The sequence below is a fragment of the Terrabacter sp. Root85 genome (assembly GCF_001429185.1).
Lineage (GTDB): Bacteria > Actinomycetota > Actinomycetes > Actinomycetales > Dermatophilaceae > Terrabacter.
Genome location: NZ_LMIW01000008.1, coordinates 1,217,612 through 1,230,152 on the forward strand (window position 1 = coordinate 1,217,612; position 12,541 = coordinate 1,230,152).

Genomic DNA, 12,541 nt, shown 5'->3' on the forward strand with positions numbered 1-12,541 from the left:
GTATGCCGTCCGACCCGGCTAGATGGCCCCGACCTTCTGCAGCCGGTTGAGCGAGAACCACCCGAACGGGATCGGCAGCCAGTAGGTCGCGAGCCGGTAGAGCAGGACGGACGAGACGGCGGTGCCGCTGTCGACGCCGATGGAGATGAGCCCGAACGACATCGCGGCCTCGATGCCGCCGAGGCCACCGGGCGTCGGGACGGCCGAGCCGACGATGGCGCCGGCGAAGTAGACGACCGCGATCGATGCGACGGGCGCATCGGCACCGAAGGCCCTCGTGGCGCACACGAGCGCGGCGACGAACGACATGTCGAGCAGGAGCGCCCCGGCGAGCAGCTGGGTGAGCTTGGCTGGATGCTGGAGGACGGCGAGGACCTGCGGGACGGCCGACTTGACCTGCGGGAGCACGCGGTCGGTGAGCAGGGCCCGGACCTTGGGCAGCGCGAGCAGCCCGAGGGCGAGGATGACGACGACGAGGATCGCCGCGACGAGCACCGGGGACGGGCTGAACGAGACCGCCGGGCCGGTGCCGGCCAGGACACCGGAGATGACGAGCAGGACGAAGTACGAGCAGAACTGGGCCACCTGCGCGACGCCGACGCTGGCACCGGCGATCGTCGGGGACAGGCCGGAGGTCTGCAGGTAGCGGGTGTTGAGCGCGATGTTGCCGACGGCCGCCGGGGCGACGAGGCCGCTGAACGCCACGGCGAGCTGCGTCATGTAGGTCCGGATGAACCTGAGGTGGATCTGGACGGCGCCGGCGAGCGCGATGGAGGCACCGGCGAAGGTGGCGGCCGCGAAGAGCAGCAGCAGGGCGGCCCAGCGCCAGTCGGCCGTGCTGACGACCTGGCCGATGTCGACCTGGGCCAGCTGCGTCAGGAGCAGGTAGCCGGCGATGCCCCCACCGAGCAGGGTGACGACGCCGCGCGCCGAGATGCGACGCAGCTGGACGGGCTCGACGGCCTCTGCCTTGGGGCGCAGCGCGACCAGCCGCTCGCGCAGCTCCCCCATGACCGACTTGGACTCCTTGAGCGCCACCCGCGCGTCGGGACTCAGGGCGACCGGCTGGAGCACCGGAACGGCCCGAAGGACGGCGTCCTCGCCGAGGGCTGCGACGGCCGAGTCCACGGTCCGCTCGGGGCCGACGGCCAGTGCCACGGTCGTGAGCAGCTGGGCGAGGTCGATGCGCAGGCTGATGTCGTCGGCCGCGACGTCCCCGCTGCCCAGCCGGGACAGGGCGACCCGCCCGTGGTCGTCGACGAGTATCGTCGACGGTCCGAGCTGCCGGTGCACGAGGCGACGTCGGTGCAAGGTGGCGGCCAACCGCCAGATCGCGGCGAGCCGGGCGTCGTCGAGGTCCCCGTCGACCTCGGTCAGCGGGGTGCCCCGCGGTTCGTCGTAGGCGATGACGGCCGAGAAGGGACCGACCTCGGACACGGCGACCGGCCGAGGGGCACGGATGCCGGCGTCGTGCAGGGCCAGACCCATCAGGGTCCGGTGCTCGATCTCGGAGCGCAGCGTCAGCGCCGGCGGTCGAGTGAAGCCGCTCCGCAGCCGCAGCACGCGCAGCAGGCGTCGACCCGAGGCGAGCCCGAAGGTGTCGCGGTCGATGACGTGGACGTCGAGCGTCCCGTCGTGGGTGGTCCCGATGTAGCGGCGGTCACCGGCGTCGTTGGCGTCGATGAGCTCGAGGCGGGTCAGGGGCACACCGCCCGCGACGAGCACCGCGGCGACCTCCACCCCGGGTGGACGGGTGGAGGTCACGCCGAAGGCGAGGCGGAAGGCGAGGCCGACGATCCAGCCGAGCAGGAGCGAGCTGACGAGGGCCGCGAGGGTCATGGCCCCCGAGAGCAGGGTCGTGACGAGCGTCGCGATGACGACGACCGTCGCGATCGGCGAGATCCACTTGCGGCCGGAGATGTCGGCGACGGTGAGCAGCGCGACCATCGAGACGATGACGATGTCGAGCGGACCGGTGCGGCCCGTCGGGGTGGGTCGGGTCAGCACGTCGGTGACGAAACCGCCGTTGCCCGAGTGGACGAGCACGGCGAGGACGATGACGAGGACACCGCCGACGACAGCGGCACCGAGCGCCTGGATGAGCTGCATGGGGCGACGGCGCACGAGCAGATCCGCGCCCACGCCGATCGGCAGGAGCAGGACGCCGATGCCGCTCATCCAGCCGAGCAGCGTGAGCAGCAGCCGGGGAAGCCCGCTCGTCGCATCGGTGAGGTCCTGCTCGACCGCACCGCGCGTGCCCGAGGCGACGTCGGCCGCGACGAGACCGAGCACGAGCAGGACGACGGCAGCGGCCAGACGGACGCCGTCGGCGGGACGGCGCACCCGTTCGGGGATGGGCGGCTCGATGACCTCGACTCCGGGCAGCCCGTCGTCTCCGGCTGTGGCTCCGGCCCCGGTTCCGGCCTCGGTTCCGGCCTCGGTTCCGGCCTCGGTTCCGGCCTCGGCGACCGGCTCCCCCGCCGTCGCGTCGGCGCGCTCCTCACGCTCCCCGGTCTGGTCCTGCACGTGCTCCGCCGTCCGGCGCATGGTCTCCCCCGTGGTGTCGTCCGATGCCTCGGCGGGTCCGGAGACGGCCCCGTCCGTGGGGGGCTGCGTCCTCTCCGAGTCGCCGGGCATGGGCCAATCCTGCCTGAGGCGCGGCCCGAATGGCCGCAGCGTCGCCGCGCGGGCGTGCAGGCGCCCGGTGCGCCGACCATCAGGAAGCGGTGCGAGACTGACGCCGTGACGGTCACCGACTCGTGGGACATGCCCCTGCGCACCAAGCTGCTCGCCCGCGTGCTGAGCCGCACCCGCGACGGTTCCCGGATGCTCTCCGGTGACGAGATCGCCCGCAGCAGAGCGTGGTTCGCCCCTGCGCGGCTGCCCTTCACGTGGGTCACGGGTCCGGTACCGTCCGGGGTCGAGATCGCGGAGACGACCTTCGCCGCCCGGGACGGCCACCCCGTCGCCGTCCGCACCTACCGTCCGAAGGACGCCGCGGGTGAGGCCCTTCCCGCACTGCTGTGGTTCCACGGAGGTGGCTGGGTGCTCGGCAACACGAGGGGTTACGACCCGATCTGCGCCTGGATCGCCGACCGCACCCGGGTGGCCGTGCTCAACGTGGACTACCGCCTCGCCCCGGAGCACCGGGCACCCCAGGCCGCCCACGACTGCATCGACGCCACCCGCTGGGCCGCCTCCGACGCCGCCGGTGACGGCGTCCGGCACACCGGTCTCGGTCTCGCGGGCGACTCGGCCGGCGGCAACCTCGCGGCCGTGGCCGCCCAGGTGCTCCGTTCCGAGGGTGGTGCCGACGTCGCTTACGAGGCCCTCGTCTACCCGGCTGTCGACGCGACGATGAGCTCGCCGTCCGTGGCCCAGCACTCGGCCGCACCGATCCTCACCCGCAGCGACATGGACGCGTTCCTCGCGCACTACCTCGGCGACGGCGACGACGCCCTCGACCCGCTCGACCCCCTCGTCTCACCGCTGCACGCCGACGACCTCACCGGACTGCCCGCCACGCTCGTCCAGACGGCCGACCTCGACCCGCTCCGCGACGAGGGGACGGCCTACGCCGAGGCCCTCCGCGCAGCAGGCGTCGAGGTGCAGCACACCAACTACCCTCGGGTCCCGCACGGCTTCATGAGCTTTCCCGGGGCCACCCGGGTCGGCGGCGCCGCTCGCGCGGAGCTCGCCCAGTGGGTCGCCCGGCACGCGCGACCGGGAACGGTCGGATAGTCTGCGAACGCACGCGAGTCTCGTGAGGGATGGTCTCGAAGTGAACGATGTCGTCGTGTTCAGCGGCTCGGCGCACCCCGCCCTGGCCGACCGGATCTGCTCGCATCTCGGGGTGACCCGGTCCCCCGTCGACATCAAACGGTTCAGCAACGACTGCCTGCAGGCACAGCTGCTCGCCAACTGCCGCCAGCGCGACGTCTACATCGTCCAGCCGCTCGTGCCGCCGACGCAGGAGCACCTCATGGAGCTGCTCCTCATGATCGACGCGGCGCGTGGCGCCTCGGCGGCTCAGATCACCGCGGTCATGCCGCACTACGCCTACGCCCGCTCCGACAAGAAGGACGCCTCGCGCATCTCCCTCGGCGGACGGCTCGTGGCCGACATGATCTCGACGGCCGGCTGCCACCGGGTCCTGACCATGGCCCTCCACGCTCCCCAGGTGCACGGCTTCTTCTCGACGCCTGTCGACCACCTGACGGCGATCGGGGTCCTCGCGGACCACTTCCGCGACAACGACCTCGACAACTCGATCGTCGTCAGCCCCGACCTCGGCAACGCCAAGGTCGCGACCCAGTTCGCCCGCCTGCTCGGGCTGCCCGTCGCGGCCGGCTCGAAACAGCGGGTGGCCGACGACCGCGTCGTCATCGACTCGATCGTCGGCGACGTCTCGGGTCGCCGGGCGATCATCCTCGACGACGAGATCGCGACGGGCGGCTCGATGCTCGAGCTGATGGACCGCCTCAAGGACGCCGGCGCGACCGAGGCCGCGATCGTCTGCACCCACGGCCTCTTCGCCGGCAAGGCCGTCGAGCGGCTGCGTGACCACCCCTTCGTCACCGAGGTCGTCACGACCGACACCGTCCCGGCGCCGGACGGCTGGCCCGAGCTCAAGGTGCGGTCGGTGTCGGCCCTCTTCGCCGAGGCGATCAGCCGCATCCACCACGGCCGCTCGGTCAGCTCGCTCTTCGAGGGCGTCGACCCCACCCACGCACCGCCGCAGGCCAAGCTCCCCTTCGACACGCCCTCATGAACCGACCCGTCTGGTGGCGCCGCCCCGCGGTCGCGCTGCTCCTCGACGTCGTGCTCGTCCTCGTCTTCGCCGCGGTCGGTCGCGCGAGCCACGACGAGTCGAGCCCGGTGCTCGGCGTCCTGTCGACGGCCTGGCCCTTCCTCGTCGGGACCGGCCTCGGCTGGCTCGTCGTGCGGGTCGTGCGCCGGTCATGGCCGCTCGACGTCGCCCCCGGCGTGACCGTGTGGTTCGCGACCGTCCTCGTCGGCATGCTGCTGCGGCACGCGGTCGGGTCGGGCACGGCCGTCAGCTTCGTCGTGGTCGCCTCGGTCGTGCTGGCGCTCTTCCTGCTCGGCTGGCGTGCCCTCGGGGCGTATGCCGTCCGCCGCGCCCGCTCGTCACCGCGCCGCGCCTGACCCCACCCGGCCCAGACCCGTCGAGAGGCCTCGTGTGGCCGGGACGCGTCCCGGCCACACGGCACACGCCTCGGGTCAGAGGTACTGGCCGGTGTTGGCCGTCGCGATGGACCGGCCCGGCTCGGTGCCGTCCTTGCCCTTGAGCAGCGTGCGGATGTAGACGATGCGCTCGCCCTTCTTGCCGCTGATCCGCGCCCAGTCGTCGGGGTTGGTCGTGTTGGGCAGGTCCTCGTTCTCCTTGAACTCGTCGACGCAGCTGTTGAGCAGGTGCTCGACGCGGATGCCCTTCTGGCCGGTCGTCAGGAAGTCCTTGATCGCGAGCTTCTTGGCCCGGTCGACGATGTTCTGGATCATCGCGCCCGAGTTGAAGTCCTTGAAGTAGAGGATCTCCTTGTCGCCGCCCTGGTAGGTCACCTCGAGGAAGCGGTTCTCCTCCATCTCGGAGTACATTCGCTCGACGGCGGCCGTGATCATCGCCTCGACGGTCGCGTCGCGGTCACCGCCGTTGACGGCGAGGTCGTGCTCGTGGAGTGGCAGCGACTCGGTGAGGTACTTGCTGAAGATGTCACGCGCGCTCTCGGCGTCGGGGCGCTCGATCTTGATCTTGGCGTCGAGACGGCCCGGTCGCAGGATGGCGGGGTCGATCATGTCCTCGCGGTTGGAGGCGCCGATGACGATGACGTTGTCGAGGCGCTCGACGCCGTCGATCTCGGCGAGCAGCTGCGGCACGATCGTCGTCTCGACGTCGCTGGAGACGCCCGATCCGCGGGTGCGGAAGAGCGAGTCCATCTCGTCGAAGAAGACGACCACGGGCGTGCCGTCGGAGGCCTTCTCACGGGCCCGCTGGAAGATGAGCCGGATGTGCCGCTCGGTCTCGCCGACGTACTTGTTGAGCAGCTCGGGGCCCTTGATGTTGAGGAAGTAGCTCTTCTCGGTCTGCTTGCCCGTGCGAGCGGCGACCTGGCGGGCGAGGGACGCGGCGACCGCCTTGGCGATGAGCGTCTTGCCACAGCCGGGAGGACCGTAGAGCAGCACGCCCTTCGGCGGCTTGAGCGCGTGCTCCTTGTAGAGCTCGGGGTGCAGGAAGGGCAGCTCGACGGCGTCCCGGATCGCCTCGATCTGGCCGGCGAGGCCACCGATGTCCTCGTACTCGACGTCGGGCACCTCCTCGAGGACGAGCTCCTCGACCTCGAGCTTGGGCACGACCTCGTGGACGAAGTTGGACCTCGGGTCGAGGGTGAGGGAGTCGCCGACGCGGAAGTGCTCGCCGAGCAGGGGCGTCGCGATGCGGCACACGCGCTCCTCGTCGCCGTGCGTCACGACGACGACGCGGTCGTCGTCGAGACGCTCCTTGACCGTGACGACCTCGCCCACGCGCTCGTAGCCGTGGACGGAGACGACGTTGAGGGCCTCGTTGAGCATGACCTCACGGCCGAGGCCGAGCTCCAGCTGGTCGACCGACGGGCTGATGGCGACGCGCATCTTCCGGCCACCGGTGATGATGTCGATCGAGCCGTCCTCGGGCGGGTCGACGACGAGGCCGTAGGTGCTCGGCGGCTGCGCGAGACGGTCGACCTCCTTCTTCAGCGTGACGATCTGCTCGCGCGCGTCCTTGAGCGTGTGCACGAGGCGCTCGTTCTGGGACGACAGCGTCGACAGGCTCGTCTGGACGTGGGCCAGCCGCGCCTCGAGCTCACGGGTGCGCTGGGGCGAGTGTCGCGCCACCTGGCGCAGCGACTCGACCTCGGCGCGCAGGGCTGCGAGCTCGCGGTCCCCCGCTCCGGGGACTCCGGCGCCGGCGGCACCTTCGGGGTCTGGGTTGCGGACGTCATCAGACATCTCGGCCTCCTCAATCCGTCACTCGCACATAGTGACGATTCGACCCTAACCCCGTGTCAGCCGATGTCGTCGGACGTTTCAGCCAGTGATCGGCGGACGCGTCGGATCGTCTTGTCGCTCTTGATGCGTTCGCCGAGCGCCTCGGGTGTCCACGCGTCCGCAGGGATGTCCGTCGAGGCCGTCGAGCCGGCGACGGGCGTGGGGGCACCCGCCGGGGCGTCCGGGCCGTCGACGGACGTCGTGCCGGCGTCACCCGAGTCGCCGTAGGCGCCCTTGGCCGGACGACGCTTGCGCTCGGGCGGGACGACGCCGGGAGCGAGCCGACGCGTCGTGATGAGGAAGCCGGTGTGCCCGTGCATCCGGTGCTGGGGACGCACGGCGAGCCCCTCGAGGTGCCAACCGCGCACGAGCGACTCCCAGGCGGAGGGCTCGGTGAAGCCGCCGTGGGCGCGGATGCCCTCGGCCACGCGGCTCAGCTGGGTCGTCGTGGCGACGTAGCAGATGAGCACGCCGCCGGGGATGAGCGCGTCGGAGACGGCGTCGAGGCACTCCCAGGGCGCGAGCATGTCGAGCACGACCCGGTCGACGGTCCCGGCCTCGGCGACGGACGGGAGCGACTCGACGAGGTCACCGACCGTGACGGTCCAGGCCGGGTGGTCACCGCCGAAGAACGCGCGGCCGTTGCCGCGGGCGATCTCCGCGAAGTCCTCGCGACGCTCGAACGACAGCAGGCGGCCGCGCTCACCGATGGCGCGCAGCAGCGACATCGACAGCGCACCGCTGCCGACGCCGGCCTCGACGACCGTCGCCCCCGGGAAGATGTCGGCCATCTGCACGATCTGGCCCGAGTCCTTCGGGTAGACGACCGCCGCGCCGCGGGGCATCGACATGACGTAGTCGCTGAGCAGCGGCCGCAGGGCGAGGTACTCGACCCCGGCGGTGTTCGTCACGACGGAGCCGTCGTGGGAGCCGATGAGGTCGTCGTGGCGCAGGAAGCCGCGGTGCGTGTGGAACTCGCGCCCGGGCTCGAGCGTGATCGTGTGCAGACGACCCTTCGGGTCGGTCAGCTGGATGCGCTCCCCCACCTCGAAGACGCCACGGCGGTCGTGCGCGCCCGGGACGTCGGACCGCTCCGGACCCCCGCTCGTGTCGGGCTCGGCGTCGGGCTCGGCGTCGGGCCTGGCGTGCTCGGCGTCGGGCTGCTCGGCGTCGGTCGTGGGAGCGGTCATGGGAGCACAGTCTAGGTGCCGGCGCGACCTCCTCCGGACACCCTGCGGAGGGCCGTCGCCTCGACCTCGTAGCGGCTCTGGCGACCTGCCGCCCCGCCGAAGAACCGCCGACGGAGCGCGCCCTCGACCTCGACGACGTCGCCCCCGCGCAGACGGAGCGCGCTCCGACGGGTTGCCGCCGTCCAGCACACGACGTCGATGGTGTCGACCGTCGCCCGCCTGGGCTCGTCGGCGGTCGCGCGGCGGCGCCCGGGCGGCGGCTCGCGAGGCACGACGACGCGCAGCGTCGCGATGCGGTCACCGCTCGGCAGCTCGCGCTCCTCCGCCTCGGCGCCGAGCCGCCCGCTCAGGACGACCTCGTTGCGCCCCGGCACCGACGCGGCGTCCGGCGTCGCCTCGTCGGCGGTCCCCTCGGGCGCACGTCGACGTGGGCTCCTCGCGGACCGGGACGCGACCGCGCCAGTGCCCGTCGTCGTCTCGCTCCGGCTCGTCCTCATGGTGCCTCCCTCCGGCCCGCTCGTCGGGCCCTGCGCCAACGGTGACGCGTCCGTGCCGGGCTCGCTGCCGAGCGCGCCACCCCTGTGGACGACCGGCCGAGCCGACGAGGGGGTGTGGACGGCGGACGGCATCGAGGCGCTCGCCGGGAAGACGAGCGTCACGGGACATGCCTCGGGAACCGCGCCCGACGGCATACGCCCTCGGCACCGGCATCCAGCGGCGACTTCGTGGACGCGCGTCAGCGACGACCGCGACGGGCCAGCTCGGCGCCGACGACCGCGTTGATGCGCTCCGCGCTCGCCAGCCCGCGGATGTCGCGGGTGGCCTCGTCGACGACGACGGCGAGCGAGAGCTCGCGATCGCTCATGACCCGGATGAGGTCGGTGAGCACGGCCTCCGGCGGCAGGGCGACGACCCACGACGCCGGCTGGGCCAGCGTGACCGACGCGATCGCCGTGCGCGCCCGGCTGTCGACAGGCACGCCGGCCGCGGAGTCGGCGTCGACGACACCGAGCGGCCACCCCGTCGGGTCCGCTGCAGCCACCCACGCCCCGGAGGCCACCGCGGTCTCGACCTCGGCCACGGTCGCCGTGCCCGCGACGAGGGACAGCGGCTCGAGCACGTCGGTCGCGCGCCCGGCGGTCGCCTCGTGGATGTGACCGGCCCGGATCGCCCCCGTCGCGCCCTGCCAGAGGAAGAAGGCGATGGCGAACGGCCAGACGAGGTCGAAGATCTCGGGCGCCCGGCCCTCGGCGAGGGGACGCAGGGCGAACCACGCGACGGTCAGCACCGCGACGACGCGTCCGAGCCACCCCGCCGTGACGAGGCCGCGCCCCTTGCTCCCCGTGGCGCGCCACACGAGGGCGCTGACGATCTGGCCGCCGTCGAGGGGCAGGCCCGGGAGGAGGTTGAAGACGCCGACGAGGACGTTGGCGAAGGCGACGATGCCGAGGAGGGTCAGGGCGGTCTCGTTCGTCGTCAGAGCCCGCAGGCCCCAGACGACCCCGGCGAGCGCGAGGTTGGACAGCGGCCCGACGACGGCGACGATGGCCGTCGTGCTCGGCGAGGTGCGGGTCGCGTCGTAGACGGTGTGACCGCCCCAGACGTCGGCGACGATCCGGCTGACCGGGTGTCCTCGCCACCGGGCCGCGAAGGCGTGGGCAGCCTCGTGCACGAGCACCGAGACGAGCAGCAGCACGGCGTAGGCCGCGGCGAGCAGGTAGCCGTAGGACGCACCGCGGTCGGACCTCGACAGGTTGGGCCCGAAGACGACGACGATGAGCACGGCGATGACCGGCCAGGACCGACCGAGGTAGACCGGGGTCCCCGCTAGGCTGCCGATCCGCCACCCGTGGGAGGTGTCCGGGCGGGCGGGAGTGCTCATGGGCTCGACCCTATGCCCTGCCTGACCCGCCTCCCTGTGCCGGTCCCGTGCGTGGGCTGTGGGTGCCGGCCGTGCGGTGTCGGCCCCGCGGCATACAGTCGCCCCATGGTTGCAGCGCTGTCCCCCAGTCGGGCCTCCGACTTCATGTCGTGCCCGATGCTCTATCGCTTCCGGGTCATCGACAAGCTCCCGTCGGCGCCCACGCAGGCGACGGCCCGGGGCACGCTCGTCCACGCCGTCCTCGAGCGGCTCTTCGACCTCCCCGCGACCGAGCGCACCATCGACGCCGCGGTGGGGCTCGTCCCCCAGGAGTGGGAGCGCCTCGCCGAGGAGGAGCCGGCGATGCTCGACCTGCTCGCCGAGCACGGCGGTCGCACCGACGAGTGGTTCGCCGGCGCAGCGACGCTGCTCCAGACGTGGTTCGGTCTCGAGGACCCGACGCGGCTCGAGCCGGCCGAGCGCGAGCTCTACGTCGAGACCGAGGTCGACGGGCTCGTCCTGCGCGGCTACGTCGACCGGCTCGACGTGGCCCCGGGCGGAGCGATGCGCGTCGTCGACTACAAGACGGGCCGCTCGCCTTCCGAGCACTTCGAGGCCAAGGCCCTCTTCCAGATGAAGTTCTACGCGCTCGTGCTCTGGCGCCAGCGCGGCGTCATCCCCAAGCGCCTCCAGCTCGTCTACCTCGGCAACGGCGAGATCGTCGCCTACGAGCCCGACGAGCAGGACCTGCTCGGCACCGAGCGCAAGGTCAAGGCGCTCTGGCAGGCCATCGAGCGAGCCGCGTCGACGGGTGACTGGCGTCCCAGCCCGAGCCGGCTGTGCGACTGGTGCGACCACCGCGCGCTGTGCCCGGCGTGGGGTGGCACTCCCCCGCCGCTGCCCGTCGACGCCGCCCAGCGCGCCGTCGACCCGTCCGTCACCGGGCTCGTCGAGCTCGACGCCTGACCCCACTCGACGACCGAGCACGTATGCCGCCGGGCGGGCCCGGCGGCATACGTGCGCCCTTGGCGTCGGCTGGAGGCGAGAGCCTTCAGACGGTGAACTCGTCGGCGACGTCGAGCGCCTCGTCGAGCACTGCCAGCCCCTCTTCGGCCTCCGCCGGGGTCGTCGTGCACGGGGGCACGACGTGGGTGCGGTTGAAGTGGGTGAACGGCCAGAGCCCGCGCTCCTTGCAGGCCGCGGCGAAGGCCGCCATCGGCGCGGCCGCCTCACCCGAGGCGTTGTAGGGCACGAGCGGCTCACGCGTCTCGCGGTCGCGCACGAGCTCCACGGCCCAGAAGACGCCCAGGCCGCGGACGTCGCCGACACTGGGGTGCTTCGCCGCGATCTCGCGCAGGCGCGGGCCGATGACGTCGGTGCCGAGGCTCCGGGCGTTCTCGATGATGCCCTCCTCGCGGAACGCGTTGATCGAGGCGACGGCCGAGGCGCAGGCGAGCGGGTGACCCGAGTAGGTCAGTCCGCCCGGGAAGGCGCGCTGGTCGAAGGTCGCCCGGATCTCGTCCGAGATGACGACGCCCCCGAGCGGGACGTAGCCGGAGTTGACGCCCTTGGCGAAGGTGATGAGGTCGGGGCGGATGCCCCAGTGGTCGACGGCGAACCACTCGCCGCACCGCCCGAAGCCGGCCATGACCTCGTCGGCGATGAGGATGATCCCGTGCTCGTCGCAGAGGTCACGGACGCCCTGGAGGTAGCCGTCCGGCGGGACGAGGATGCCGTTGGTGCCCACCACGGTCTCGAGGATGATCGCGGCGATCGTGTGCCCACCCTCGACCATGATCGTGTCGCGCAGGTGCGACAACGCACGGTCGCGCTCCTGCTCCTCGGACTCGGAGTGGAAGGCCGAACGATAGGTGTAGGGGCCCCAGCAGTGGACGATCCCCGACAGGCCGGGCTCCGAGGGCCAGCGCCGCGGGTCGCCGGTCAGGGTGATCGAGCCGCCCGTGGCGCCGTGGTAGCTGCGGTATGTCGCGAGCACCTTGTGCCGGCCCGTGTGCAGCCGGGCCATCCGGATCGCGTTCTCGTTGGCCTCGGCCCCACCGTTGGTGAAGAAGACCGCGGACAGCCCGTCGGGCGCGACCTCGGTGATGAGCCGGGCGGCCTCGCTGCGGGCGTCGTTGGCGAAGGACGGCGCGATCGTCGCGAGACGGGCCGCCTGCTCCTGGATCGCGGCGACGACCTTCGGGTGGTTGTAGCCGATGTTGACGTTGACGAGCTGGCTGCTGAAGTCGAGGTAGCGCTTGTCGTCGTAGTCCCAGAAGTAGGAGCCCTGGGCCCGGGCGATGGGCAGCGGGTCGATGAGTCCCTGGGCCGACCACGAGTGGAAGACGTGGTCGCGGTCGAGGGTGCGCACCTGCTGCTCCGTCATCCCGTCGAGGAGGTCGGCGATGACGCTGCGCTGGTCGAGGTCGGTCATGGGTGGGTCCTT

Annotated in this window: 10 protein-coding genes; 4 read left to right on the forward strand and 6 right to left on the reverse strand. The window is 72.2% G+C overall.

Translation table 11 applies throughout. The features are described from left to right. Positions 1-18 precede the first annotated feature (18 nt). The gene (locus ASE25_RS12105) at positions 19-2,547 is read right to left on the reverse strand and encodes a lysylphosphatidylglycerol synthase domain-containing protein (RefSeq protein WP_235508652.1); all 2,529 of its coding nucleotides are present in this window, start codon (positions 2,545-2,547) and stop codon (positions 19-21) included. A 195-nt stretch (positions 2,548-2,742) separates the two neighbouring features. Here ASE25_RS12105 and ASE25_RS12110 point away from each other — a divergent pair, with 195 nt between their 5' ends. Genes ASE25_RS12110 through ASE25_RS12120 form a run of 3 tightly spaced genes read left to right on the forward strand, consistent with a single transcriptional unit; the run spans position 2,743 to position 5,166 of the window. Continuing rightward, positions 2,743-3,741 (forward strand): alpha/beta hydrolase, encoded by a 999-nt coding sequence (locus tag ASE25_RS12110; RefSeq protein ID WP_056825590.1) that lies wholly within the window; start codon positions 2,743-2,745, stop codon positions 3,739-3,741. A 40-nt stretch (positions 3,742-3,781) separates the two neighbouring features. Then, the gene (locus ASE25_RS12115; RefSeq protein WP_056777002.1) at positions 3,782-4,771 is read left to right on the forward strand and encodes a ribose-phosphate pyrophosphokinase; all 990 of its coding nucleotides are present in this window, start codon (positions 3,782-3,784) and stop codon (positions 4,769-4,771) included. Then, the gene (locus ASE25_RS12120) at positions 4,768-5,166 is read left to right on the forward strand and encodes a DUF3054 domain-containing protein (RefSeq protein ID WP_056776999.1); all 399 of its coding nucleotides are present in this window, start codon (positions 4,768-4,770) and stop codon (positions 5,164-5,166) included. The genes ASE25_RS12115 and ASE25_RS12120 overlap by 4 nt, the downstream gene beginning before the upstream one ends. Positions 5,167-5,241: 75 nt before the next feature. Here the strand turns inward: ASE25_RS12120 and arc are convergent, their stop codons facing one another. From arc to ASE25_RS12145, 4 genes are all read right to left on the reverse strand, one after another. Then, positions 5,242-7,005 (reverse strand): proteasome ATPase, encoded by a 1,764-nt coding sequence (gene arc, locus ASE25_RS12125; protein ID WP_056825591.1) that lies wholly within the window; start codon positions 7,003-7,005, stop codon positions 5,242-5,244. A 56-nt stretch (positions 7,006-7,061) separates the two neighbouring features. After that, positions 7,062-8,234 carry a tRNA (adenine-N1)-methyltransferase gene (locus ASE25_RS12130; RefSeq protein WP_082619849.1) on the reverse strand — a complete coding sequence of 391 codons (1,173 nt, stop codon included), beginning with the start codon at positions 8,232-8,234 and terminating at the stop codon, positions 7,062-7,064. 11 nt (positions 8,235-8,245) lie between these two features. Then, positions 8,246-8,731, reverse strand: coding sequence for a single-stranded DNA-binding protein (locus ASE25_RS12135; RefSeq protein ID WP_082619898.1), 486 nt, complete (start codon positions 8,729-8,731; stop codon positions 8,246-8,248). 239 nt (positions 8,732-8,970) lie between these two features. Continuing rightward, positions 8,971-10,116, reverse strand: a complete 1,146-nt coding sequence (locus tag ASE25_RS12145; RefSeq protein WP_056776994.1) for a site-2 protease family protein — start codon at positions 10,114-10,116, stop codon at positions 8,971-8,973. A gap of 105 nt (positions 10,117-10,221) precedes the next feature. Between ASE25_RS12145 and ASE25_RS12150 the strand changes: the two genes are divergently transcribed. Then, a complete protein-coding gene (locus ASE25_RS12150; protein WP_056776992.1) occupies positions 10,222-11,061 on the forward strand; it encodes a PD-(D/E)XK nuclease family protein in 840 nt (279 codons plus the stop codon). A gap of 85 nt (positions 11,062-11,146) precedes the next feature. Here ASE25_RS12150 and ASE25_RS12155 read toward each other — a convergent pair whose 3' ends face one another. Further along, a complete protein-coding gene (locus tag ASE25_RS12155; protein ID WP_200959069.1) occupies positions 11,147-12,529 on the reverse strand; it encodes an aspartate aminotransferase family protein in 1,383 nt (460 codons plus the stop codon). Between the last annotated feature and the right edge of the window lie 12 nt (positions 12,530-12,541).